At 52.9% G+C, this 24,740-nt stretch carries 20 protein-coding genes and 2 pseudogenes; 18 read left to right on the top strand and 4 right to left on the bottom strand.

Annotated features, from left to right (window positions below):
• Nucleotides 1–71 precede the first annotated feature (71 nt).
• A complete protein-coding gene (locus NYE24_RS02520) occupies nucleotides 72–1,037 on the top strand; it encodes an alpha/beta hydrolase (RefSeq protein ID WP_051493367.1) in 966 nt (321 codons plus the stop codon).
• A 46-nt stretch (nucleotides 1,038–1,083) separates the two neighbouring features.
• On the opposite strand, the gene NYE24_RS02525 is transcribed toward NYE24_RS02520, so the two are convergent.
• The 3 genes from NYE24_RS02525 to NYE24_RS02535 all read right to left on the bottom strand — a co-directional run bounded on the left by NYE24_RS02525 (nucleotide 1,084) and on the right by NYE24_RS02535 (nucleotide 4,402).
• The gene (locus NYE24_RS02525; RefSeq protein WP_036694073.1) at nucleotides 1,084–1,410 is read right to left on the bottom strand and encodes an AzlD domain-containing protein; all 327 of its coding nucleotides are present in this window, start codon (nucleotides 1,408–1,410) and stop codon (nucleotides 1,084–1,086) included.
• Entirely contained in the window at nucleotides 1,401–2,165 is a 765-nt protein-coding gene (locus NYE24_RS02530; RefSeq protein ID WP_084648884.1) for an AzlC family ABC transporter permease, read from the bottom strand. The genes NYE24_RS02525 and NYE24_RS02530 overlap by 10 nt, the downstream gene beginning before the upstream one ends.
• A 173-nt stretch (nucleotides 2,166–2,338) precedes the next feature.
• Entirely contained in the window at nucleotides 2,339–4,402 is a 2,064-nt protein-coding gene (locus NYE24_RS02535) for a beta-galactosidase (protein WP_036694071.1), read from the bottom strand.
• Nucleotides 4,403–4,546: 144 nt separating this feature from the next.
• On the opposite strand from NYE24_RS02535, the gene NYE24_RS02540 reads away from it, so the two are divergent.
• From NYE24_RS02540 to NYE24_RS02560, 5 genes and pseudogenes are all read left to right on the top strand, one after another.
• Nucleotides 4,547–5,380, top strand: coding sequence for an AraC family transcriptional regulator (locus tag NYE24_RS02540; RefSeq protein ID WP_342477936.1), 834 nt, complete (start codon nucleotides 4,547–4,549; stop codon nucleotides 5,378–5,380).
• A 183-nt stretch (nucleotides 5,381–5,563) separates the two neighbouring features.
• Nucleotides 5,564–8,173: a hypothetical protein gene (locus NYE24_RS02545; RefSeq protein ID WP_342477937.1), complete on the top strand. Its 2,610-nt coding sequence runs from the start codon at nucleotides 5,564–5,566 to the stop codon at nucleotides 8,171–8,173.
• Between the two features lie 54 nt (nucleotides 8,174–8,227).
• Nucleotides 8,228–8,893 (top strand): annotated as a pseudogene (locus NYE24_RS02550) (ABC transporter ATP-binding protein); the annotation flags it as partial.
• 245 nt (nucleotides 8,894–9,138) lie between these two features.
• Nucleotides 9,139–10,527 carry an ABC transporter permease gene (locus tag NYE24_RS02555; RefSeq protein WP_063829005.1) on the top strand — a complete coding sequence of 463 codons (1,389 nt, stop codon included), beginning with the start codon at nucleotides 9,139–9,141 and terminating at the stop codon, nucleotides 10,525–10,527.
• 27 nt (nucleotides 10,528–10,554) lie between these two features.
• The gene (locus tag NYE24_RS02560; RefSeq protein WP_036694060.1) at nucleotides 10,555–11,655 is read left to right on the top strand and encodes an efflux RND transporter periplasmic adaptor subunit; all 1,101 of its coding nucleotides are present in this window, start codon (nucleotides 10,555–10,557) and stop codon (nucleotides 11,653–11,655) included.
• Between the two features lie 135 nt (nucleotides 11,656–11,790).
• Here the strand turns inward: NYE24_RS02560 and nagZ are convergent, their stop codons facing one another.
• The gene (nagZ, locus tag NYE24_RS02565; RefSeq protein ID WP_342477938.1) at nucleotides 11,791–13,131 is read right to left on the bottom strand and encodes a beta-N-acetylhexosaminidase; all 1,341 of its coding nucleotides are present in this window, start codon (nucleotides 13,129–13,131) and stop codon (nucleotides 11,791–11,793) included.
• Between the two features lie 115 nt (nucleotides 13,132–13,246).
• Between nagZ and NYE24_RS02570 the strand changes: the two genes are divergently transcribed.
• The 12 genes and pseudogenes from NYE24_RS02570 to NYE24_RS02625 all read left to right on the top strand — a co-directional run bounded on the left by NYE24_RS02570 (nucleotide 13,247) and on the right by NYE24_RS02625 (nucleotide 24,484).
• Complete coding sequence (locus NYE24_RS02570) at nucleotides 13,247–13,750, top strand: ferritin (RefSeq protein ID WP_036694058.1); 504 nt, start codon at nucleotides 13,247–13,249, stop codon at nucleotides 13,748–13,750.
• 420 nt (nucleotides 13,751–14,170) lie between these two features.
• On the top strand, nucleotides 14,171–15,034 hold the full coding sequence (locus NYE24_RS02575; protein ID WP_036694055.1) for a cation diffusion facilitator family transporter: 864 nt from the start codon (nucleotides 14,171–14,173) through the stop codon (nucleotides 15,032–15,034).
• Between the two features lie 192 nt (nucleotides 15,035–15,226).
• A complete protein-coding gene (locus tag NYE24_RS02580; RefSeq protein ID WP_036694052.1) occupies nucleotides 15,227–16,132 on the top strand; it encodes an NUDIX domain-containing protein in 906 nt (301 codons plus the stop codon).
• A gap of 120 nt (nucleotides 16,133–16,252) precedes the next feature.
• Nucleotides 16,253–16,666 (top strand): bacteriohemerythrin, encoded by a 414-nt coding sequence (locus NYE24_RS02585; RefSeq protein ID WP_083677659.1) that lies wholly within the window; start codon nucleotides 16,253–16,255, stop codon nucleotides 16,664–16,666.
• A gap of 118 nt (nucleotides 16,667–16,784) precedes the next feature.
• Nucleotides 16,785–17,105, top strand: a pseudogene (locus tag NYE24_RS02590) (HIT family protein); the annotation flags it as partial.
• A gap of 450 nt (nucleotides 17,106–17,555) precedes the next feature.
• The gene (locus tag NYE24_RS02595; protein WP_342479189.1) at nucleotides 17,556–18,746 is read left to right on the top strand and encodes a metallophosphoesterase; all 1,191 of its coding nucleotides are present in this window, start codon (nucleotides 17,556–17,558) and stop codon (nucleotides 18,744–18,746) included.
• Nucleotides 18,747–18,917: 171 nt separating this feature from the next.
• A complete protein-coding gene (locus tag NYE24_RS02600) occupies nucleotides 18,918–19,370 on the top strand; it encodes a MarR family transcriptional regulator (RefSeq protein ID WP_036694047.1) in 453 nt (150 codons plus the stop codon).
• 49 nt (nucleotides 19,371–19,419) lie between these two features.
• A complete protein-coding gene (locus NYE24_RS02605) occupies nucleotides 19,420–20,235 on the top strand; it encodes an NAD(P)H-binding protein (protein ID WP_342477939.1) in 816 nt (271 codons plus the stop codon).
• Nucleotides 20,236–20,344: 109 nt separating this feature from the next.
• Nucleotides 20,345–21,022, top strand: coding sequence for a response regulator transcription factor (locus NYE24_RS02610; RefSeq protein WP_218639633.1), 678 nt, complete (start codon nucleotides 20,345–20,347; stop codon nucleotides 21,020–21,022).
• 17 nt (nucleotides 21,023–21,039) lie between these two features.
• Nucleotides 21,040–22,410 (top strand): HAMP domain-containing sensor histidine kinase, encoded by a 1,371-nt coding sequence (locus NYE24_RS02615; RefSeq protein ID WP_342477940.1) that lies wholly within the window; start codon nucleotides 21,040–21,042, stop codon nucleotides 22,408–22,410.
• 275 nt (nucleotides 22,411–22,685) lie between these two features.
• A complete protein-coding gene (locus tag NYE24_RS02620) occupies nucleotides 22,686–23,810 on the top strand; it encodes an ABC transporter permease (RefSeq protein WP_036694037.1) in 1,125 nt (374 codons plus the stop codon).
• The gene (locus tag NYE24_RS02625; RefSeq protein ID WP_341025067.1) at nucleotides 23,807–24,484 is read left to right on the top strand and encodes an ABC transporter ATP-binding protein; all 678 of its coding nucleotides are present in this window, start codon (nucleotides 23,807–23,809) and stop codon (nucleotides 24,482–24,484) included. The genes NYE24_RS02620 and NYE24_RS02625 overlap by 4 nt, the downstream gene beginning before the upstream one ends.
• Nucleotides 24,485–24,740: the final 256 nt, after the last annotated feature.

The following is a 24,740-nucleotide window of genomic DNA, read 5'->3' on the forward strand; positions in this document are numbered from 1 at the left end:
CCGCTTGACTCTGTATATAGCTACAGGGTTTATAGTAGGAGCATCCCAGGATAACAGGAGGAATTACACGTATGTTGTATCCGAGCAGCACCCCGATTGAACAGCTGCAGGCCATTAGTGCTTATCTGAAAAGTAATAATAATTATTCCAGAAGACCGGTTCAGGAGATCCGGGCGGCGGCAGTAGAAGCTTCCAGGCAGTTACCCTTACTTGAAGGCGTGAAGGTTGAACCGGTTGAGGCGGAGACCTTCAGCGGAGAGTGGGTCAGGGCGGAGGGGAAAAGTCTACTAAGTGAAGGACAATTGCAACCCACGGAGAACAAGGTCATTCTATATTTTCACGGTGGAGGGTTCGTGTCTGGCAACTGCGAGATCTATAGGGATCTGGCAGCCCGTCTATCTGAAGCAGCTGGGGGAATTACCGTTTTAACTGTGGAGTACCGGCTTGCACCGGAGTTCTGCTACCCGGCAGCCAATGAGGATTGCCTTGCTGCTTACCATTGGCTACTGGAACGGGGCGTTCATGCCGGCAATATCATAGTCTGCGGAGACTCCGTAGGAGCCACGCTTGCGCTGATGACCTTGATTACGCTGCGGGAGCAGGGAGACGGGCTTCCTGCCGGTGTCTGCCTGCTATCTCCCCATGCCGATCTTGTTCAATTGGATGGGGAGTCTTATGACAGCCGTGCGGGAACGGACCCGACAGGGAGCCGGGCAGCGAATCAGAGAATGATTGTGGAATATATGGGGGACTTTGGCGGTGCATGGCCTGCGATATTGTCACCGCTAAGACTGGATCTCCGGGGCTTGCCGCCCCTGCTCATACAGGCGGGTGATCATGAGGTGCTGCTGAGTGATGCAGAGCGTTTGGCTGAACAAGCAAGGGCTGCGGACATCACTGTAGAGCTTCAGATCTGGGAGAACATGTGGTGCGCCTTTCAGCTGATGGCTGCCATGCTTCCTGAAGCGCAGCAGGCCATTGGAAATATAGGCAGCTTCATTAAGAGAGTATTGCAGCTGGAGGGCAGGCAAGATTAACGCCTGTAGCCTGAATGGAATTGTACAGCGTATCCGTTGGACAGGGTCAGAACAGCAGACGCAGCAGCATCAGCGTCACAATACCGGTCAATACTGTGGCCAGCAGACTGCGGGTCTTGACGGCTACCCAGAAGGTGGGGAGGGCTGCGATTAGCTCTACATTGGTGGACAAGACTGCGAACCTGCCGCCGGTTACGAACAGCTCTTGGGCAACCAGAGCAGCCATGACTGCAATCGGCACATAGCTCAGCCAGCGCATGCCCCATTCCGGGATCGTGATCCGGCTCAGCAGCATCAGCGGAAGGACACGCGGAATGAAGGTAACGAGCGCGGCTCCGAGAATGATTATAGCAATATCGGGTCTTATTTCCATTGTTCCATCACTACTCCAATCGTTGAGGCTACCAGCGCGGCAGCTATAACACCCATGCTGGGCGACCACAGCACGGAGACGATCACGGCCACCACAGCTGCTGTTATACCGACAGTGATATCCAGTCTATACTTGCGCCGTCCCATAATGGTCAGGACCAGCAGTCCGATGAACATAGCCGGCAGGGCGAAATCCAGTCCCCACTTCTCGGGACTGGATATCCATTGACCGAGAATAGCACCGGCAATATTGGCCAGGAACCAGTTCAGATAAGCGGTAATATTCAGGCCGTGCATCCATCTCTCGCTGATCTGCTTCCTAGCGGCACTCTTCTGAATGGCTACGCCGAAGGTCTCATCTGTGAGCAGTGAGCCGATCAGCAGGTTGCGCAGCGGGGTCAGATGCCGGAAGTAAGGCGACAATGCTGCGCTTAACAGCAGATGACGCAGGTTAACCAACAGAATCGTAATGATAATACCGGAGGCGCTACTCCCGGCGGCAATCATGCCAGCGGCAATAAACTGGGCCGAACCGGCGTACAGGATGATTGAGATCATGCCGATTTCGGCAAGGGTTAGCCCCGCTGTTTTCTCCACAACGCCTGCGGCGAATCCGATGCTGAGGTAACCGAGCAGCGTGGGGAGGCAGTCCTTCACCCCTTGCCAGAACGTATCGCTGCTCTCCGGCACACCTGGGCTATCTGTAACCAGGCTGCCGCCGGATAGCGGCTCCTGATGAATGGATTCTGGCTTCATGGGCATGCTCCTTCTGGGTAATGGAATAACGACTATCGCCGGTAACGAATATACTGTATTATAATATCTATTAATTCATAGTGAATATCAAGGGAATATTAGCTGTAATTGTAAAAAGGGTTCCGCCGTCCACAGAGCGATCTGCGGCAGCGGAACCCTTTTGGAGTTCTTGGTTATTTCAAGACGAGTACGCCGAACCCTTCCATCGTATAGCTCCCCGACAGGGTCTGGCCGCTTAAGAGATCCGTCTTGGCTGTCTTAAGCACAATCTGTGCCGGTTCTTCGCTGTAGTTGAGCAGGAAGGCGACACCTGTAGAGGCGTCTTCCCCTGTGGAGCGAATCTGCAATTCAACCTCTGGCGGCAGCTCCGCCCAATCTGCGGCTGGCGAGACCAGATCCAGGCTGCCAAGCATCTGCAGCACAGCAGGCTCATTGAACACGGCGCCGTAATACCACACTTCGCCTTGGCCCCGGGTGTTACGGGTTACTGCCGGTTTGCCGGCATAGTAGTCGGTCGCATAGGTTGCCATAACCTCTACACTATCCTCTTCCACCTGCAGGATGTCATTGAAGGCATCTGCACCGGTCAGCGCCTCAGGATCATGGTTCCAGCGGATGGAGGTAGGCTTGCGCGTTCCTTTGACCAGAGTGAATTCTTCAACCGTTACCCCACACATCTCCTGTGCCGCTCCGGGAAAAGGCCGCATATAGCATTGTCCGGTACTATCCTTATAGCCAGTACGGCAGCCGAAGACCAGCTTCCCGCCTTGCTGTACATACTGGTCCAGCAGTGCTGCTGTATCGTCAGTCATAATCGCCGGATGCGGATATACCAGCACTTCATAACGGGCAAGCTCTGCAAGGGAGGTATGGCTGCGCAAGTACAGAACGTCATTCGGAATATGCTTCCGCTGCAGAGCCTTGAACCATTCCTTGTTGCTCTGCCACATGAACGGTCCGTGCCAGACATCATATTCACCGTCCCACTCATTGTCATAATCACGCACGATCGCAACGCTCGCCTGAGTCCGGCTGCCGATGAACTGCTGCCCGATGCTTGCCAGCTCGCGGCCGATCTGCTCCGCTTCCCTTACCCGCCGGTTAGGCTGGTTATGGTAGTCGTTCAAGCCGTGCCAATAGATCTCATTGCCCATGGTGGCGGTCCGCCAGCGGAAATAGAGCAGCATGTCAGCGCCGTGGGCGACGGACTGGTACGTCCACAGCCGCATCTGTCCAGGCTTTGGTGAAGGCATATCAAGCCGATTCACCCAGCCTCCCGGACCGGATTGCTGCTCCATTACACAGAAGTTGCTGCTGACCGAACGAACAGCCGACAGGGACAATCCCCAGCCGCGGTCAAGCATCGGGTTCACCTCAGCCGGATCGAAGCCGATGGTGGAGAACTGCGGGTACGAGTCATAGCTGAAGAAATCCAGCAGCTCGTCATTCAGCTCATGGCTGTCCAGATGTCCGAACAGACCGTTCGTGGTAACCCACTGATTAGGGGCCAATTCCCGGAGGATATCTGCCTGGATTTTGGCGAAATAGATGGTGTTATCAGAGATAAAGCGCTTCTCATCCAGAGCCTGGTGAGGGTTCGGCTGGTTCGGTGAAGGGGTAGGCCGGGTGAGGCAGACCTGTGACCAGCTCGTATAGGTCTGATTCCAGAACACCGTGCCCCAAGCCTGATTAAGCTTGTCCAGGGTGACATACTTGTCCTGAAGCCAAAGGCGGAAGGCCTGATGATCACTCTCCGAGTAGAATACATTGATCTCACAGTTCAGTTCGTTGTCAATCTGCCAGCCGACGACGCCCGGATGATTTCCGTAATGTTCAGCAAGCTTCGTTACGATTCGGGCACAGAGCTCGCGGTACTTGGGACTGCTGTAATTGTAATGGCGGCGCATACCGTGCTGTAGCGTCACACCTTCATAAGTAACATTCAAGGCCTCAGGGTACTTCTCTGTAAGCCAGGCAGGCGGAGTGGCCGTAGGCGTTCCCAGAATGACCTTCAGCCCGTAGCTGTGTGCCATGTCGACTGCCCGGTCAAACAGATCATATTGAAACATGCCTTCCTCCGGTTCAAAAATGGACCAGGCGAACTCAGCCAGACGTACAATGGTGAATCCGGTTTCAACCATACGCCGGTAATCGTCAGCCCACATGGATTCAGGCCAGTGCTCAGGATAATAGCAAACGCCCAGTTCAAATCGTTCTGCTGCAACAGGTTTCTTCATCATAACCTCCAAGTGTAAAAATATGCTTTATTTAAGCTACCAATCTATTGTATTATCAGCAGTGTATCCACTTATATAACAGAATATTGCTATTATATCATTATATTGCGTGCTTGAACCGGCGCAGGGCAGGAGGAGATTCACATGAGAAAGCACTGGGTTCTGCCGCAGCCTGCTTATGCCCATTATGTATGTTATCCGGAGATGCTGGGGCATTACAGCGACTTCCCGGAGCATGCAGAGCGCAGAAGTGAGGGCTTCCTGAACAGCTATAATCTCCACATGGTTTTTGGGGGAGAAGGGTATGTATTTCAGGGTGGGGAGCGGATATCCATGAGACGGGGCAGCGGGTTTCTTTTTCCCAGTGGGGCTTATCAGCAGTACGGTTCTGATCCTGGCGCTGCCTGGGATGTGCGCTGGATGCACTTCGCCACGGCGATGCCCCTGACTATGCTGGAGGAGGCGGACCAGTCGCGCGGCTACTTCTTCACCTTCGATCCCGCCACCGGCTATGAAGCGCTCTTCGAGGAAATGTACCGGCTCAGTGCAGGCTATGAGACCCGGAGTGAACCGCGTCTCTCTACGCTGCTCTATGAGATTTTGGTTACGCTGATGCAGAACTCCGAGCCGCTCCACGGCTCCGTTCCGCTGGAGATCCGGCATTCCATCCGGCTTACCGCCGACAGGATCTACAGTGAGTGTGAGCGGCCCTGGACGCTGGAGTCCATGGCCAGACTTGCCGGCTATAGCAGCTATCATTTTCTCCGCTTGTTCCGCAGCATTATGGGCAAGACGCCGAACCGGTATTTGAGCGATTGCCGGATGGCCCGGGCCAAGCTATTGCTGGCTTCCACCAAGCTGTCCGTTGCGCAAATTGCGCTGCAGTGCGGGTTCCAGCAATCCAGTTATTTCATCAAGGTGTTCAGACAACTAGAGGGGATGCCGCCGAACCAATACAGACGGTCCTTTAACTCATAGAATCAAGTTTTTTAGGACCAAGTATTAAGAAAGTTTGTTACATTTATGGCAGGGCTCACACCGCAGCAGCCTTGGTTGGGTGACAGAAAGTTACAAATAGAAACAAAGGGTTACAAAGTGGATACAAATTCCACGCGCCAAGCAACTATACTATTGCTAGTAAATACATCTGGAGGGAAATAAATGAGAAAGTATAGAGTTACATATGCTGCATTGCTGGTGAGTTCACTCGTTGCCGGCCAGGTGGCTGGCAGTATCACTGCGCCTGCTGCACATGCAGCCCCGGCGGCGAAGCCCCCCGCAGTATCCGCTCCGGCGGCATTCAAGTTCAATTCCGTTCCCATGGGTGCCGGAGTGACCGCAGTACTGGAGAATATCAACATATGGAGCCAGCCTGGCGGGAACATCTTGTCATACACACTTAAATATACAAATCCCGGTAATTCAAGCGCTAGCTTAATGCATTATTTCTCACGTGTGGTCACTCCGGGAGGGTCAGTGCTTCCGGGAAATCCCTTAGGTGCGGATGCCACGAAGAAGAAAGTTGGCGCCAAAGAAACCCTTAGCGTGACCTATTATGTAAATGTTGGACAAACCTCCTCCTTGCAGGGGATCAAAATCTCGATGCTTGTCTGGGATGCCAAGACGAAGGGGTATCTGAAGCAGATGGGATCTTTTGGAGTGCCCGCTAATTATTCAACTACGGCTGCAGTTGGAACAAGCTTAAGTACAGTCATGAACGACATTCCTGTCACAGCCAGTGCAGACTCTCTCCAGCTCTATAAATACAGCGGCAAGGTCTATGCCAAAGTAGGGGTCAGTCTGACCAACAAGGGCAATAAGGTCCTCAGTGATCCGGGCTACTCTGCGTATCTGGTCTCTGCCAGCGGCACCTCCTTCGAGCTGGCGCTGAGCGGGACACAGGCAGATTACAAGATTCAGCCGCAGGAGAAGCGGAGCATTTATTACATTACCGAAATTCCGGCCTATCTTAAAACAGATAATATGAAGCTGCAATTCACGAAGAAGGATGAGACTGCGAAGCTGGAGCTGGCTAAATCCTCTTATAAGCTGCCTGCAGCAAGCTCGCCTAATCTGGTTGTCGGCAGCGGGGTAGTCAAAAAGATTGTAGTCAATAACAACACAGTAGACACGCTGCTCAGAAACGCCAATGTGTACGCACAAGATGCAGATGCAGTCTGGACATTCCAGATGCAGCTTAAGAATACCGGCAACAAGGCGGTAACCCTGCCAAGCTATGACCTGGCGGTCAAATCGGTGAAGGGCAAGGTCTTTCCGGTGAATTCCAAAGGTATAAGCGGAGTCACCCTCAAACCGCTCGAGACCAAAATCGTACCGCTTACGGTCCGTGTACCGCTTGAAGTGGATCAATCCGGATTGCAGCTTATGATGATAGAGTCGGTAGGCGCTGAGAGCACAAATGTACCTGAATCAAACGGAGCCGGCGAGTCAACCGGAAATACAGGGAATACCGGCACTCCTTCCACTGCGGCTCCTGCAACAACGACTGCCAAAATGATTTTCCCGGTAGCCTACTTCGTCATTCCATATGCACTACGTACGGAAGTCATGTCCGGCCAAGAGTATATGACCACGAATTCATACGGCTCGTTCTCGTACAGTATTCTATCTCTGCAGCGCTATCCTTGGAGAGATGATGATATCGTAGCTGCCAGACTGAGAGTCACCAATACCCAGAACGTGTCTCTTACGCTGCCTGAGCTGAAGGGAACCATTAAGCTGGATAAAGAAAGTCTGCCCGTGACTACCGAGCTGTATATGGACAATAAGGATTCTTCTGTTCTTGCGCCAGGGAAGTCAGTGGAGCTGTATGTACTCGGCAAAATTGCCTATACCTCAGAGTTCCAGGATATGCGGATTGCCCTGAACGGCACACAGAATTCAGAGACCGTCCCGTTCCTGGATGTAAGCATCAGTAACTCGATTAACAGTATTCCGACCATCGAGAAGGGCAAGAGCTACACCATTAGCGGCAAAGGCAAAACGGCCAGTGTCGAGGAGAACCGGACTACGATCTATCAAGGAGAAAGCCACAATCTGGTATACACAGAGCTCTATCTGAGCAGTGAAGAGAAAAGACAGAGCAAAATGGCCCGCCTTCAGGCTTACTATAAGACCAAGGACGGCCAGTATTTCGAAGCAGGCACCAGCCAGTCGGAGAACAGCGCATCTCCGGGTGCCAAGCAGCTCGTGGTCTTATGGGCCAAGGTGCCTAAGGCTACGGACCTCGCGGATGTCTCGCTCTACCTGGGTGCCGGTATCAAAGAAGGCAAGCTGATTGAGGCCAAGGAGGAAGCAACCGGATTCGTCAATGTGGCTGCGCTGCAGCTGAATCCGCAGGCTAATGTACCGAAGAATACCCTGGAATCAACGGTAGTATATCCTTATACGATTTCTGTCCTGACCTCTCAAGGCAAGCGGATGAAGTCATCCGATACCTTCGATATCACTATGAACTACAGCCTGAGGAAGGATAACCTGTACGATGCAGGTGTGCTGGAGCATAAGCTGATTCTGCAGATTACCGATCCGTTCGGCGTCGCTACCGAGAAGGTTCTTACACTGGGCACAGACCTGATTGAAGGGACTAACAACCTGTATTCCTTCTCTCTCAGCAGACCCGTGTACAAGACGATGGACGGCGGCGCTTATAGGTTAGCCTTCTATGATGAATTCCAGGGTGAACGTCTGTTGCTGGGCAGCCAGGCCTTCGGAGTCACTAACGTGGTTCAGAACAAGACAGAGGAATAATCGTCATTCACTCCACTAAAACATTCTTGTATTTTTAAAAAAGGAGCAGCTTCCATGTTGCGTGTTGAAGATATTACGCATTCGTACAAAAGCGGTAATGAATGGACCTCTGTTCTTCATAAAATCAATTTCGCCGTCAAAAGAGGAGAAATGGTAGCTTTGCTGGGCAGTTCAGGCTCCGGGAAGTCAACGCTCCTCAACCTGATGGCCGGCTTGATGAAGCCCACAGAAGGTCATATCTACATTGCTGATCAGGACATTGTGAAGATGGGCGAGAATAAGCTTGCAGAGTTCCGCCGCAAGAACATCGGATTTATCTTTCAGGCCTATGAGCTGATTACCAGCCTGACGGTTCGCGAGAACGTGGAGCTGCCGCTGGTCTTCCAGTCAGTCTCACCCAGGGCCCGTAAGGCTAAGGCGCTTGCACTGCTGGAGCAGGTGGGAATTCCTGACAAGGCGGATCTCTTCCCCTCGCAGCTCTCCGGGGGACAGCAGCAGCGTGTCAGTATTGCCCGGTCACTGATTACAGAGCCGTCGGTCATCTTCGCCGATGAACCGACGGGGAATCTGGATTCCAAGACTGAGGAAGAGATTATCGGCATTCTGCTGAACCTGAACCGGACGATGAAGACGACATTTATTGTTGTTACGCATGAATATAAGGTGGCTGAACAAATGCAGCGGATTTTCACGTTGAAGGACGGCTTCCTGGTCACTGAATCGCAGACAGCACCGCAAGCAGAGATAGAACCACAGCTTGAGCTGCAGACAGAAGTACAGGTTGAAGAGCAAAATGCTGAGGAAGCTGAACCGCAGACCATGGTAGAGGTTGAAGAACAATTAGCTGCAGGAGCTGAACAGGAAGCTGTAGAGCCGCAGACAGCAGGAGCGGATGAAGATCCGCCGGCTGAGGAACCTGAACACCAGACCGCTGCGGAAGCTGATCCTGCAGAGGGAGGGAAGCCGTGAAGATCAGAGACATTTCACGGATGGCCTGGGAACAGGTCAAACGGCGCAAGGTGGTTACAGGTCTGTGTATGACCGGGATATCCATCGGCTGCGCAGCCATTATTGTGGCCCTGAGCGTAGGCCAGTCTGCACAGGTCTATGTGACGGAACAAGTCAATGCCAACTTCAAAATGGATGAGATTATGGTCCAGCCGGGCGGAGGAATTCCGTCGAACGGCGGCCAGAGCGCAGGCGGCGGATCGGGAGGTGGGGCCGAGAACCTTGATCAGGGCAAGCTGACTGACCAGAAGCTGGAGATTATCCGCGGACTGAACCATGTGAAGGCGGCTTCGCCTTTTCAGGAGGCCGGATATCTCCAGTTACTAACGGTAGACAACAAGATCTCGGATGTGAAGATTGTGGTGACTGATCTCCAGAAGCTGACAGCCTATGATCACAAATTCAAACAGGGCGGGGCGAACGACCAGGTTGGAACGATAGTGCTTAATCACGGGGCTACCCTGGGCCTGATCGACCTGGAGACCCGGGAGAAGCTGTTCGAGCAGATGAGCAGCGGACCGTATAACCCCGAGCTGTATCAGCAGTATGAGAAATTGTCCACTGTGCCGTCCGAGTTGTACCGTAAGCAGGTCCAGATTCAGGCTCAGGATTACAGTTCTACTTCACAGACAATCAAGCTTAGCTCGCCGCTTCAGGTCGGCGGCATTCTGGCGCTTCCCAAGGGAATGGATGATCAGCGGGCCTCGTACGACAAGATTATGTATATGTCGCCGGAGACCGCCCAGCAGCTCGCCAAGGAGCTGACCTTCGATAATTCTACTTCCAGTTCACTCAGTCTCCCGCCGGAAGGAAGCTACAATTCGGTTACGGTCAAAGTAGACGATGTGGCGAACATCAAGCCGGTGGAGCAGATGATTCAGAAGCTGACTCTGAACGCTCAAGATAATCTGTACCAGCAGGAGATGCTGAAGGAGCAATTTGATATGATCAAAATGGCGGCGCTCGGCATCGGGGTATTCATCCTGATCATCGCCTCCATCTCGATTATAGTAGCCATGACTATGTCCACCCATCAGCGGCGGCGCCAGATCGGGATTATGAAGGTTCTGGGAGCTAACATGGGGCAGATCCGTAACATGTTTATTACCGAAGCAGCGCTTCTGGGGCTGCTCGGGGGTATGCTGGGTGTCGCTTTCTCCTATTTAATTGTCATGGCACTTAACAAGCTGGTAGGCAGCGCAGGGGAGGGGATGAATTTCTTCATTCCGGTGATGAATCTGCCGGTCGGAATGTCCTTTGCCATTATGACCGGTGTGCTGTCGGGGATCTATCCGGCGATCAGCGCCTCCAGAACCGATGCATTAACCGCTATTAAACGAGACTAACCCTAAGCTAGAAAGGAAGCCGAAACAATGAAGAGGACTCTAAAGAAGAGCCTGAAATGGATCATAATCTTAGGTATCATCGGAACTGCCGGTTATTTCGGATATACCAAATTCTTCAAGGCTGATGAGACCGCCGATCTCCCGCCTGAACCGATGCAGGTAATCAGCTTCCCGGTAACGGAAGAGACGTTAACCAGCACAGTGCAGATCAAAGGCAGATCGCAATATCAGCAGGAGACGCTGGTGTATGCCCCCTTTGCTTCCAAGGTGACTTCCTGGAAGGTGGAGAACGGGGCGCAGGTGAAGAAGGGCCAGGTGCTCTTCACCCTGGACCAGAGCACACTCCGTAATGAGATTGCTACGGCGGAGGCGACTGCCCGTAAGGCGAAGCTGGAGGGGGAGCTGAACGCTTTTGTCAGCCAGCAGGAGGATGATTCCTCGGCCCCGGCCGGAACAGAAGCGGAACGGCTGAAGGCCTTGGCTGCCCAGGAAACCGCCCGTCTAAGCGATGAGCTGAACCAGGTGAATGCCGAGATTCAAGCCAAAGAGCTTGCGGAGAAGAAGACGAAGCTGAACACTGCGGTATTCCATGCACCGGAGAACGGCATCTTCCTCTTCGACAGCAGCAAGGAACGGCCACAGACCGTCACTGACAATCAGTACATCGGCAAGATTGTGGACACGAACAAGGTAGAGTTCATTGCACAGGTCGGGGAGCAGGACATCTTCCGCATCAAAAAAGGCATGAAGGTGAAGGTGAAGATGACTGCCGTCAAAGACCTGGTCCTGAACGGAGAGGTAACCGGAGTGGCCAAGTTCGCCACGACGACCACCGGACAGAACACAGCCGGCCAGCTTCCGCAATTCGAGGTGGTCATCTCTATGCAGCCGGACGAGCATTTGATGGGCGGTCTTAGCCTAAGCGGAGACGTCGAGACCTCGCGCAAAGAGAAGGCGGTAGTTGTATCCAATATCGCCGTCATCCGTGAAGGGGATCTGGCCTTCGTTATGGTGGACAAAGGAAACGGCCAGTACGAACGCAAAGAGATCAAGACCGGAATGGAAACGACCGATAAAACAGAGGTGCTGTCGGGACTGAAGGCAGGAGACACCGTGGTTCTGCAATAGTTAGCAGTAGTTGACAGCAGTTAAAAGCCCCAAACCCGGGTAATAACCGGATTTGGGGCTTTTCTGTGGATTGTAGCCTGAATGGAGGGCAGCAGTTGGATTTTGTACACTTGTTGCTGAACGATTTGAACATTATTACTTCCGCATGAACGGCTTACGCCAAGCCTGGATGTCACTGTTCAGGCCAGCAAGATCAGGCAAGGGCACTGCTTCGTCCGTTAACTGATACTTGGCCTTCAGCGACAGAATCCGGTAGACACTCTCGTCAATCCGGGCTTCGGAGACGCTGCCGTTCTTGACACTGTCCAGCAGTGCAGCGCGTACGGCTTGCTCGTTCTTGTATTCATGGGCGACAAGCAGGATATCGCTGCCGGCCAATACGGATTCTACTGCCGCAGCAGGGAGGCTGTAATTCTTGATGATTGCGCCCATGGTCATGTCATCCGTAATGACTACCCCTTCGTATCCCATCTGCCCGCGCAGCTGCTGGCCGATAATCACTTGGGACAGAGACGCTGGCTTGTCCGGGTCGAGCTTCGGATATAGAATATGGGCCACCATTACAGCATCGGCCTTCTCCCGGATCGCTGCCTGGAATGGCAGCCATTCCAGTGCTGCCAGGTGGGTCTCTGTCTTGTTGATCACAGGCAGCTCCAGGTGTGAGTCTACCGAGGTATCGCCATGGCCTGGATAATGCTTGACCACGGGAATGACGCCTGCGCGCTCAAGCCCCTTCATCTCGGCAATGCCTAGCCGGGTGACCAGCTCTGCGCTGTTGCCGAAGGAACGGTCACCAATTACCGGATTATCCGGGTTACTGTTGATATCGAGCACCGGCGCGAAGTCCATATTGAAGCCGGAGGATTTCACCGCCCGTCCGAGCAGCTCGCCCATCGTTCCGGCAGCTGTGGCATCGTCTCCGCTGCCGACAGCAGCGTTCGAGGGGAAGGCGGCGTAGTCATCAGGAAGACGGCTGACCTTGCCGCCTTCCTGATCGACACTAATGAACAGCGGCGCGGGATTCCCCGAATTACTCTGCTTCAAGGCGTTGGTCAGCTGCACCAGCTCCTTCAAGTTGCCGACATTACCCGAATACAGAATGATTCCGCCCACCTTATCTTCGGCAATCATCTTCCGCGCTTCAGCACCTGCTGTTTTGCCTTGGACGCCGACCAGCAGCATCTGCCCGATCTTCTCCTCCAGGGTCATTCCGGAGAGCTTCCGGGAGACGGGGTCAGGAGTGGCCGAAGCCTCAGGTGACGGTGTCGCTTCTGCTTCGGTTGCTCCTGGTGTCTGTACGGCGGCCGGAGAGGCTGCTGACGCAGCAGGGGTGGAGCCGGTATTGGTACTAACCTGTGCGGAATTTCCATTCCCCTCACAGCCGCTTGCCAGAAGCAGGCAGGCGGAGGCGGCGAGGGGGAGGAGAGAGTGGCGGAGTGGATTATTGTTTATCTTCTGAAGGCTGAACCATTTCATCGCGGGAATCTTCCTTTCGATTGCGGTTTGGCGGATAAGAATGATAGAATGAACAAGACATTACATAAGAACTGCATCAAGCATAATCAATACTATAGGATGAGGTGACCTGTCAATGAAAGAGCAATTAATGAACACGCTTAATGAACAAATGAATTTCGAATTCTATTCTGCGCATGTCTATCTTGCGATGGCTGCGTACTGTTCCGGTGAGAGCCTGGACGGATTCGCCAATTTCTTTTTGGTGCAGGCTGAAGAAGAACGGTTCCATGCCATGAAGATCTACAAATTCCTGAATGACCGTGATTATCGGGCAACCCTTGCGGCAATGCCTGAACCGAACAATGAGTATAGCTCTATGCTGGATGCGTTCGAGCATGCCTTCGCGCATGAGCAGCAGAATACGAAGAAATTCTATCATCTGGCGGATCTGGCCCTGGATGAACGGGAGCATGCGACGATCTATTTCCTGAAATGGTTCATTGATGAGCAGGTGGAAGAGGAGGCGCTCTTCAGCAACATTATCGCCAAGCTCAAACGGATCGAAACCGACAGCAACGCCTTCTATATGCTGGATGCAGAATTTGCAGCACGTTCGTTTACTCCTCCAGCGGAGTAGTAGACAGCCAGTGTAAGCGATCATACGTAAGCTCAGCGGCATTCTCCTGAAGAGGGGAAGCCGCTTATTTTTGTGCAAATAGAAGAATTTATATGTTGCACACGATAAATTATCCTTCTATTTCTCGCTGAAACGGTATCGTCCTTTCAAAGGACGGCAATGCCGTTTCCACTTGGCCGGCTTAGGGTCACCCTATAGTTAGACTACGTTTTGCAAGAAAAGTTACACGGCCTGTCAGCAGCAGATGAACTGCAAAGTTGAACAAGGGCAAAGAATGTTGGGGGCTGCAACTTACTTCCGGGTTCCCAACTCTATTTAGCGGGGTTAACTCTTGCGCTGTCCGGCAACACTGTTTCTCTAGACCCACCCGTAACTCAGCGTGTAGTATGGAACAATACTAATCTTTGGAGGTCCTTTTTCTTGGAAAATTACAGCGATATCAAACAAAGTGAAAAAGGAGCATGGCTAAGTCTATTAGCATACATACTCTTATCTGCCGTCAAATTATTCATAGGAACGGTGTCAGGCTCTCAGGCTCTCCTTGCTGACGGGCTGAATAACAGCACCGACATTATTGCTTCTCTGGCTATCCTGACCGGGCTTAGGATTTCCCGCAGACCCCCGGATTCCAATCATAGCTATGGTCATTTCAGAGCAGAGACAGTTGCCGCACTGGTCGCCTCTTTTATCATGATTGCTGTAGGCTTCCAAGTGCTCTATCAGGGTGTGAACAAATTCATTCAGCCTGTGCTGGAGACCCCTGATCTGATCGCCGCGTGGACGGCAGCTGCCTGTGCTGTGGTTATGATCGCAGTCTACCGTTATAACATCAGGCTTGCCCGCAACCTGAACAGCAATGCAATGCATGCAGTGGCGCAGGACAACCGTTCGGATGCGCTGGTCAGCATGGGAGCCTTCGTCGGCATTATCGGCTCACAGTTCGGAATTCCCTGGTTAGATCCGCTCACAGCCACGATTGTCGGACTGCTGATCTGCAAGACAGCCTGGGATATTTTCCGCAAAGCTACACATGACCTCACCGATGGCTTCGATGCCGGTAAGCTTGAGCAGATGAAGCAGACGGTCGCTGAGATTGAAGGTGTGGAGTCGATTAAGGATATCAAGGCCCGTATTCACGGCAATAATGTGCTGGTCGATACTACAGTGCTGGTGGATTCCAGTCTCAATGTGGTGCAGAGTCACGATATTACGGAGGAGATCGAAGATCAGCTCAAGGACCGTCATCAGGTCGCTACCGTGCTAGTCCATATCGAACCGATGTGATCAACAGGTGCACAACAAGAATAGGTTACATGAATTGCCTTGCTTTCGGGTGAGGCGATTTTTTGTGCTGTATTGGGGGGGGATTGCTCTTCCTCCCGGCAGACTTGCCCGCATTCCCTTAACATGTATATAATATCAATATGTTATTAACAACCGATTCCTATTAATCGATTCAAGACAAGGAGAATATCCATGCCAAATCAACCAGTCACCGACCCCAACGGCTTAAACGAGGAGCAATTCCTGAAAAATTATAATGCCGGCAACTACGAACGTCCGTCTGTCACCGTCGATATGCTGATCTTCACCGTAATGGAGCAGGAGCAGGATAACTACCGCAAGCTGGCAGATAAGTCTTTGCAACTGCTGCTGATTCAGCGCGGGGAACATCCGTTTCTGGGACAATGGGCCTTGCCTGGAGGGTTCGTAGGGATCAGTGAGAGCGTAGAGGAGGCAGCCCGCCGGGAGCTGTACAGCGAGACTAATATCAATAACATCTACATGGAGCAGCTGTATACCTGGGGCGAGGTAGACCGTGATCCGCGGATGCGGGTGATCAGCTGTTCCTACATGGCGCTCGTGGACCGCAAGGCTCTGGACGTACAGGCAGGGGATGATGCAGCCGCAGCCGCCTGGTTCGACGTCTCATACCACATTCTGGAGACCCGCCGCGAGGTGCTGGAGCAGGATGTCCGTCAGGAGACACTGGTGGAGATTATACTGGAGAATGAGCAGGAGAAGCTAAGCGGGGTGGTGAAGCTTACGGAGACTATTCAGGGGCATGTCCGCCAGGTCAGCCGTGAGATCGTGCGCAGCACGGGGTTTTCTTTTGACCATCTGCTCATGGTGCAGTATGCCATCGAACGTCTGCGCGGCAAGGCGGAATATACGGATATTATCTTCAATCTCATGCCGCCGCTGTTCACCTTATCCGAGTTGCAGCGTGTATATGAGATCATCCTCGGCAAGGAGTTGCTCGCCGCCGCTTTCCGCCGCAAAATCGCAGAGCGGGTCATCGAGACGGATCAGAGCACCCGGGATGCCGGACACCGTCCCTCGAAGCTGTACCGGTATAACCGGGAGTGGAATTTATTTTGAGACTGCTCTCCTGTCTGGCAACGCCGCCCTGTGATGTTCTTAATAGAACTTTCATAGGGAAAAGCAGACAATAAGTTATATTTTTACTATTGTGTTTAGGGTAAAGGACAGGGTGAGCCTATGATTAGCTGGAAAGATTCGTATGATATCGGAGTAGAAAAGATTGATTGTCAGCACAGACAGCTGCTGGTGAAGCTGAATGATTTTTTTGAAGCCTGCAGCAACCAGCAGGGCAAAGAAAAGATCGAAGAAACGCTGAAGTTCCTCAAGGACTATACCGTGGAGCATTTCGGCAGTGAAGAGCAGCTGATGAAGGATATCGACTTTCCCGAGCTGACGGAGCATCAGAAGACGCACGCTGAGTTCGTGCAGACAGTGTTGGAACTGGAGGAGACGGTTAAGACCAAAGGGGTATCCGTATTATCCACAATCAAGCTGAACCGGACGCTCACAGACTGGCTGATCAATCATATTCATAAATGCGACAAGCTAATCGGTGAATGCATCGCTGCCAAGGGGAACCAGGCGGTCTAACTGAACAATGGGAACATGGAGATGCCGCGAGGCATTTTCTTTTTTATAAGCAGCTTTAACATTCCTTTTTAAATGAGCGGACGGGAAGGTGCTCAGCCTATTCGAGAGGGGGATTACAATGGATTGCCTGGGCTGCAGAATTGCGAACGGGGTGGAACCCGGCCTGAATATTGTTTATGAGAATGAATATATCACCTGTGTACTCGATATCGATCCTTTCAATGAAGGCCATACTCTGATTCTGCCGAAAAGGCACTATTGGGACGTCGATGAGATGGATGCGGAAACTGCCCACGCCGTTATGGACGCTTCACAGAAGCTCTCTGCGCTGCTCAAACGGCTGTACCAGCCGGATGGGATCCGAATCATTGCTGATGGCGGTAAATTCAACGATCTGACCCACTACCACATGCATGTGCTTCCCAGATACGAGGGGGACGGGCTATTGTGGGGAGAACCGTTGCACCCGGATGGAGCCGGGCAACGGCTTGGCGAGACGAGACAAAGAATGGTAGAAGCGTTGGAGGAGAAAGAACCGATGCTGAAAAAAGCGATGGACACGCTAGAGTTTCTAAGTCAGGACGCGGCAGCGCGAATGGCTTATGATGCCCGAATGAAGGCGCTGAGTGATGAGCATTCCCGTATTGAAAGTGCCGAAGAAAAGGGTAGAACGGATTCAAGCAGAGAAATAGCTATCCGGCTTTTAGACCGCGGCATAGACCTGCAAACCATTTCCGAAGCCACTGGCTTATCGGTTGAAGAAATTAAGGAAGCACGCAAGTTTATCACAGGTTGACGGCACAGTTTATACCTGGTGAATACTTTGTGTTATGATTTGAAGTAGATAGGATAGAAACTTACTTTAAGGGAGTGGGATGAAGTGAAAAACATGCGGATGCTGGCCGGGGCTGCGGTCATGGTGCTGGTGCTTGGACTGGTGAATGTCTATATTGGATGGCATCTGTCCGTATTGCTCCAGGCATGGCTGCCGGGGATGAATACTGCTGTGTACTGGACTGTCTTTCTTGTCATTTCCTTCTCTTATATGATTGGACGGGTGCCGCTGCCGCAGGCGCTCAGACCGGTAGGCAGGTTGTTCAAGGTGATCGGCTCATATTATTTGGCTTGTATGGAGTTCGCCGTGATCATGCTGCCGCTGACCGATCTGCTCTATGGTGTACTGGCGCTCGCAGGCGCGAATCTCTCCGCATTCGTCACAGAAGCCGGGACTACAGTGCTGGTATTGCTCGCCGTCTTCCTGATCTGGGGATCGCGCAATGCCTGGAGTACTGTGGTGCGTACCCACCGGCTTAAGGTGGAAAAATCCATCGGAACCAGCGTACCGCTGACAGTAGCGGTAGCCTCCGACCTGCATCTGGGTAACATTGTCGGCAACCGCCATCTGCGCAGAATGGTCAGGGAGATGAACGCGATGAACCCGGATATCATTCTACTGGCCGGAGATGTGCTGGATGACAGCATTGAGCCTTTTCTCCGCAATGGGATGGAGCAGCAGCTGAAGCAGTTGAAGGCACGTTATGGGGTCTACGCTGTGCTGGGCAATCACGAATACTACGGCGGTTCGATTGCGCAGTATACGGAGGTTATGCGGAGTGTCGGTATTCAGGTGTTACAGGATGAGGTGGTAGAGACATCTGGAGTCTACGTGGTTGGGCGCAAAGACAAGACTGCTGAAGCTATGGAGGCCGGTGGACGGCTCAGCGTGGAAGACCTACTTACGGGACTTGACCGCAGCAAGCCGATCCTGATGATGGATCATCAGCCTACTGGCTTCGGAATTGCTTCAGAGGCTGGAGTAGATGTGCTGCTGTCGGGTCATACCCACCGGGGGCAGATTGCACCGAATCACTGGATTACCCGTCGCCTGTTCGAGCTGGATTGGGGCTATCTGCTCAAAAACAAGCTGCATGTCATCGTCTCGTCCGGCTACGGAACCTGGGGACCGCCGATCCGGCTGGCCAGCCGCTCGGAGCTGATTAAGCTGGAGCTTGTGCTGGATGGCAGTATGAGCTATGGTGAAGACAAGGTGTCACCTGCGGCTAAGCCTGTTTTGATCTAACGTAAACTTGCATGTAGCTGTATCGAATCCTCTGCCTTTCTTAGGAAGGGTAGGGGGTTTTTGTTTGGTTTGGGGGGAGTTGCTGCAATTCTTTTGACAATCCTGATGGAATCAGCTAATCTTTCTGTAGATATAGTTAAGCTATTAACTAAATGGAGTTGAACTTACCGCATGGATGATTTACAAAAGGTTGTGCTTGAGCTGCCGCTTGAAAATGAGGTTTTCTTCGCCTTGGTGGGAGCGACTGCCGGCACTGTGGCCGTCTCCGAGAAATACTGGCAGGCGCAGGGGCTGAACGGGGCAAGAATCCGCGTACTGGTTGAGATTGCGAAGCACGGGGGATCGATCCTGCCCTCGCTGCTTGCTGAGCGAATCACGGTAACCAAAGCCAACATCAGCCTGCTGCTGACTCCGCTGGAGAAGGATGGTTATATTACGCGGGCGGCTCACGCACAGGATGGACGTAAGACAGTCATTTCGCTGACCGATGCAGGTAAGAACCTGCTGCTGGAACAGCTGCCGGGGAACCGGGAAGCAGTTTCGGAGGTAATGAACCGGCTGAATGAGACGGAGCTGCACCTGCTGCTGGAGCTACTGAATAAGCTGGTCCGGGGACAAGGTTAGCAGCTCAAGCTGCTGCTCGTTACCCGATAAGATTGAGGAGGAATCAATTATGACAATCATGATTACAGGGGCTGCCGGTCAGCTGGGGCGTCTGATTATTGAACAGTTACGTCAGCGCCTGCCGGCCCGGCAGATCGTTGCCGGGGTCCGCAGGATGGAGCAAGCGGTTCTTTTCCGGGAGCTTGGAATTGAAGTCCGTAAGGTGGATTACGACCTGCCGGAAACACTGGATGAAGCCTTCCACGGGATTTCCCGGCTGCTGCTGATTTCCAGTTCGCATACAGATGATGATGTGCGTCTCGCCCAGCATAAGCGGGTTATTGATGCAGCGAAGCGAGGCGGGGTCCGGCAGCTGCTTTATACAGGTTTTGCTTTTTCGCAGCAAAGTACAGACAGTAGTAAGCCGGGGAATGTGCACGCCCTGACGGAACAGGCGATCCTAGAGTCCGGGCTGGGCTATACCTTTTTGCGTAACGGATTGTATATGGATTTCTTAGGAGTACTGGGCCTGAAGGAAGCGATCTCCAGTGGACAGCTGGCTACGGCGCCGGGAGAATGGAGGTTCAATTCGGTAACACGCGCAGACCTGGCTCTGGCTACGGCTGCTGCGCTTGGGAGTGGAGAGTCCGGCAATCAGGTTTATGAGCTGGCTGCTTCCCGAACCTGGGATTTCGCAGATCTGGCTGAAGTGTTGACTGAGGTTGCCGGGAAGCCGGTTGTACATGTTCAGGATGCGAGTGTTCAGCACTGGATATACACTTGGCTCCGCAAGCTGGATACGGCTTCCACCTCCGGGGATTTGGAGCGGCTTATGGGCAGACCGGTCACCCCGCTGAGGGACAGCATTCTCCCCTTTATAGTGTAGAATGTATTGACTTAATAGAGATTGTTGAGGTGAAGTCCTATTGTCTTGAGCTGGGTTTGTTGCTAGTATGATGACATTGATCAGGCAAGCCGGAGGGAGCGTATGTAAGTTGAAAAAGATACTGGTAGCCGACGACGATGTTCATATCCGCACGCTGCTGCGGCATGTTCTTACCAGAGAGGGATATCAAGCGATAGAAGCCGGAGACGGGCTGGAAGCGGCGGCACGCATGAAGGAGCAGACGGTCGATCTGGCGGTGGTGGATGTGATGATGCCGCATATGGACGGATTGGAGCTGTGTGCATACATAAGGGAGAACTACGATATTCCCGTAATTCTGCTGACGGCCCGTCAGCAGCTCAGTGATAAGGAGCAGGGGTATCTGCACGGGACGGATGATTATGTGACCAAGCCTTTTGAGCCGGAGGAACTGCTCTTTCGCATCAAGGCCTTGTTCCGCCGGTATTCCATCGCCTCAGATGACCGGATTCGCCTGAATTCGCTGGTGATAGACCGTAAGAATTACGAGATCAGTGACGGGACGGAGGTGCTGCTGCTGCCGGTGAAGGAGTTCGAGCTGCTGGCCCAGCTGGCGCAATATCCGGGACGCCTGTTCACACGTGGTGAGCTGATTGAGCTGGTCTGGGGAGCGGACTACGAAGGGGACGAGCGGACCGTGGATGTGCATATCAAGCGCCTGCGCCAGCGGTTCAGCGAATACCAGAATGATTTTACCATCCGCACGGTACGGGGAATTGGCTACAAAGTGGATATGGTGAACTCATGAGATCGCTCTATGTACGGATGAGTATCATCTTCTGCTCGGTGATTATGATAAGCAGTGTGCTGGGATTTCTGGTCTCCAACCTGTATTACCAGTCCCAAGTCAAGCCGAAAAATGATGCCAAGCTGACCCGGATGGCCATAGGTTTGCAGCAGTTCATCGAGGATCACCCGGATGCGGTGGAAGAATATCTACTGAGTACAGCTTCCCTGGGGTATAAGATGTATCTGGTCAACGCTGACGGGGAAGAACGCTTCTACGGCCTGCCTTTTCGCAAAAATGACCTCAAGGAGGAGGCGCTGCGCAGTGTGCTGGACGGGGAGATCTACCATGGGGTGGGGAATTTCCCCGGCCAGCTGTTCGTGACAGGCTTTTTCGATAATCAGCTCAGCAATTCCATTGGGGTGCCGGTTCATATTAACGGGGAGACCTATGCCTTATTCATGCGTCCGGATGCTCAGGTGCAGTTCGGGGAGCTGCGGATCTTTTTTGTCGTGATCATTGGGGTCATTATTCTACTAAGCCTGTGGTTCATGCTGATTACTGTATTTCATGTGGTGCGACCGATCACCCGGCTGACCGAGGCCACGCTCCTAATCTCCAAAGGGCGCTACGACATCAAGCTCTACACCGCACGCCGCGACGAGATCGGACAACTGGCATCTCACTTCATGACGATGAGCCGCGAGCTGGAGCGCACGAACCGGGCAAGACAGGAGTTTGTCGCCAATGTCTCGCATGAGATTGAATCACCGCTAACCTCAATTCAGGGCTTCGCCCATGCGCTCCAGGACGGTACTCTGCCGGAAGTCCAGCGTCTGGAGTATCTGTCCATTATCGGGGATGAGAGCCGGCGGTTGTCCATGCTCAGCACGCAGCTGCTTACCTTGTCCTCACTGGATTATGACGAGCATGCTCTGCAGAAAAGAAGCTTCGATCTGCGCGCCCAGCTGCGCCAGGTAATTCAGATTATGGAGTGGCATCTTACGGAGAAGGAGCTGGCGGTACGGCTGCATGCCGCAGACATCACACTTACGGGCGATTCCAATCTGCTCTATCAGGTGTGGATGAATCTGGTGACGAATGCGATCAAATACACTCCGGCGGGCGGGACCCTCAGCATTGCAGCCTATGTGGAGGGCCAGCAATGTATTGTAACGGTGACCGACAACGGTGCGGGCATTCCGGCAGAGCAGCTGCCGATGATCTTTGACCGGTTCTACAAGGTGGATCAGTCGCGCTCCCGTGAGCCGGGCAGCAGCGGGCTGGGGCTGGCGATTGCCCAAAAGATCGTCCAGGCGCATGGCGGAACCATTGAGGTGACGAGCACAGTAGGGGAAGGAACTGCGTTCACTGTTTCTTTGCCCCGCTACCCTAACGATATAGATTGATTAGTCATTCATAAAATAGATGAAAGCAACGGAGGGGAATTTGGAACTGTAGGAGCGGTAGCGTCCGCCTTTGTCTGCGGATTTCAACCGTTAATAACGGTATAAATCATGAAATTTGCAGACAACAGCGGCCGGAAGTCCAAAACTTCTCTGGAGTCACGGTAATCCCAAAACATAGATCTTTAAGTTCAATCTATATAGTGTAATTCTTTATTCATACTCCGTTCATCTTCACTCTCTAAACTGTGATTATACAGATTAGAAGGAGTGGTTATATGTTCTTGGCAATTCGGGAGATGAGGCACTCCAAAGCGCGTTACGGCCTCATTATGGTGATTATGCTGCTGGTATCGTTCCTGGTGCTGTTCGTCACCGGCTTGGCTAGAGGTCTTGCTTATGCCAACATTTCAGCGCTGAAAAATATGCCCGCCAATTACTTTGCCGTGCAGAGCGACGCGGATCATACCTTCAGACGTTCACAGTTAACGGATACGGAGCTTACGGCTGCCCGGGCGGTAGCCGGAGAGGCGAAGGCGACTCCGCTAGGGGTACAGACTAGTACAATAACAGCTGCCGGTACAGATGTTAAGGCGGATATTACGTTTTTTGCCGTAGATATGACGGGGATGCTGGCTCCTGATGTAACGGAAGGTGCCGCATTCACCAATGACGTTCAAGGGAGCGCGGTTGCAGACTCCAAACTTAAACAGTCTGGCGTTACAATTGGCAGTACGATTCGTGATCAGGCTTCCGGCATGAGCTGGACGGTTACCGGATTCGTGAAGGCCAGCTCCTATAGCCATACTCCGGTGGTCTATATCAATCAGCTGGACTGGCAGGCGATGAAGCAAGGAGCGGTTCAGGGAGGCGGTAGCTCAGGCAATGCCAATGCCCCATACAATGTTATCGCGCTGGATGTAACAGCGGCTCAAGCTGCGCAGATTGCAGATCAGCAACAGTCCGTAGAGGTAATTACGCAAAAGCAGGCGATCGCCAGTGTTCCCGGTTACTCCGCCGAACAGAATTCGCTCCTGATGATGATTGTGTTCCTGTTCGTGATTGCTGCAGTAGTTCTTGCTGTATTCTTCTATGTCATTACGATCCAGAAGACCAGCCAATTCGGTATCCTGAAAGCTATGGGGACTAAGATGTCCTATCTGGCCTGGAGTGTAGTCGGTCAAGTGATGCTGCTGTCTGTCGCCAGTCTGGCGCTGGGTATTCTGCTTACGCTTGGGATGAATATGGGCCTGCCCGACACGATGCCGTTTGAGCTGGACGGACAGACGATGGCGATGACCAGTCTGCTGTTCATAGGGATGTCCCTGTTGGGCTCGTTAATTTCGGTAGCAAGAGTAGCCAAGGTAGATGCCTTGGAAGCGATAGGGAGGACTGGAGCATGAGTGCGAAATTAGTGATGAAGCAGGTAACCAAGACTTACGGGGATGGGGACGGGGCGATGACCGTATTGAACCATCTGGACCTTACGGTGAACGAGGGCGAATTCATAGCAGTACTGGGACCATCCGGCTCCGGGAAAAGCACGTTTCTCTCCGCAGCCGGCGCGCTGCTCACGCCTACCAGCGGAGAGATCCTCCTCGACGGCGAGTCGCTGCGTGACAAGGACAAGGGGGCACTGACGGAGCTGAGGCTGAAAAAAATCGGCTTCATGTTCCAAAGTGCGCAGCTGCTGCCGTTCCTGAAGGTAGAAGAGCAATTGCTCTATGTAGCGAAGCTTGCCAAGCTGAGTCAAAAGGAAGCGAAGGTGCGTTCCGCCTATCTGCTGAAGCGTCTGGAGATCTGGGAACGCCGCAACCATTACCCCGAACAGCTGTCCGGGGGCGAGAAGCAGCGGGTGGCAATTGCCCGGGCATGGATGAACAAGCCGGCCATTCTGTTCGCGGATGAACCTACAGCCAGCCTGGATTACAGCCGCGGCCGTGAAGTGGTGCGGATGATCGCCGACGAGGTGCGGAGCGAAGGGAAGGCCGCCGTGATGGTGACTCATGACGAACGGATGCTGGACTGGTGCGACCGGGTGCTGCATCTGGCGGATGGCGTGCTGGTTGAGGCGTAGGGGACGAGATGAGCCTGCCCTGTCGTTGAAGAATATTTGGCCCCCCTAAGCCCCATTAGCCTAGCTAATTCACCTTCGCTGTACAATTGTATTCGTTTCCACATTCATTCGGCGCTTTGAAGGCGTGTGAGCTAAATGTAATCGAAAATCCGATTACATTCGGCGCTTCGAAGGCGCGTGAGCCAAATGTAATCGCAAATCCGATTACATTCGGTCTATATGCCTGCTTGCGAGCACAATGTATACTGTTTTTCAC

Source organism: Paenibacillus sp. FSL H7-0350, assembly GCF_038593195.1.
Lineage (GTDB): Bacteria > Bacillota > Bacilli > Paenibacillales > Paenibacillaceae > Paenibacillus_AQ.

Bases quoted from the DNA above. Each gene is read 5' to 3' on its own strand.
- NYE24_RS02585 (WP_083677659.1), top strand. From the start codon at position 16,253: ATGATTAGCTGGAAAGATTCGTATGATATCGGAGTAGAAAAGATTGAT.
- NYE24_RS02595 (WP_342479189.1), top strand. From the start codon at position 17,556: ATGCGGATGCTGGCCGGGGCTGCGGTCATGGTGCTGGTGCTTGGACTG.
- NYE24_RS02520 (WP_051493367.1), top strand. From the start codon at position 72: ATGTTGTATCCGAGCAGCACCCCGATTGAACAGCTGCAGGCCATTAGT.
- nagZ (WP_342477938.1), bottom strand. From the start codon at position 13,131: ATGAAATGGTTCAGCCTTCAGAAGATAAACAATAATCCACTCCGCCAC.
- NYE24_RS02600 (WP_036694047.1), top strand. From the start codon at position 18,918: ATGGATGATTTACAAAAGGTTGTGCTTGAGCTGCCGCTTGAAAATGAG.
- NYE24_RS02620 (WP_036694037.1), top strand. From the start codon at position 22,686: ATGTTCTTGGCAATTCGGGAGATGAGGCACTCCAAAGCGCGTTACGGC.
- NYE24_RS02605 (WP_342477939.1), top strand. From the start codon at position 19,420: ATGACAATCATGATTACAGGGGCTGCCGGTCAGCTGGGGCGTCTGATT.
- NYE24_RS02625 (WP_341025067.1), top strand. From the start codon at position 23,807: ATGAGTGCGAAATTAGTGATGAAGCAGGTAACCAAGACTTACGGGGAT.
- NYE24_RS02580 (WP_036694052.1), top strand. From the start codon at position 15,227: ATGCCAAATCAACCAGTCACCGACCCCAACGGCTTAAACGAGGAGCAA.
- NYE24_RS02535 (WP_036694071.1), bottom strand. From the start codon at position 4,402: ATGAAGAAACCTGTTGCAGCAGAACGATTTGAACTGGGCGTTTGCTAT.
- NYE24_RS02525 (WP_036694073.1), bottom strand. From the start codon at position 1,410: ATGGAAATAAGACCCGATATTGCTATAATCATTCTCGGAGCCGCGCTC.
- NYE24_RS02530 (WP_084648884.1), bottom strand. From the start codon at position 2,165: ATGAAGCCAGAATCCATTCATCAGGAGCCGCTATCCGGCGGCAGCCTG.
- NYE24_RS02545 (WP_342477937.1), top strand. From the start codon at position 5,564: ATGAGAAAGTATAGAGTTACATATGCTGCATTGCTGGTGAGTTCACTC.
- NYE24_RS02615 (WP_342477940.1), top strand. From the start codon at position 21,040: ATGAGTATCATCTTCTGCTCGGTGATTATGATAAGCAGTGTGCTGGGA.
- NYE24_RS02540 (WP_342477936.1), top strand. From the start codon at position 4,547: ATGAGAAAGCACTGGGTTCTGCCGCAGCCTGCTTATGCCCATTATGTA.
- NYE24_RS02570 (WP_036694058.1), top strand. From the start codon at position 13,247: ATGAAAGAGCAATTAATGAACACGCTTAATGAACAAATGAATTTCGAA.
- NYE24_RS02560 (WP_036694060.1), top strand. From the start codon at position 10,555: ATGAAGAGGACTCTAAAGAAGAGCCTGAAATGGATCATAATCTTAGGT.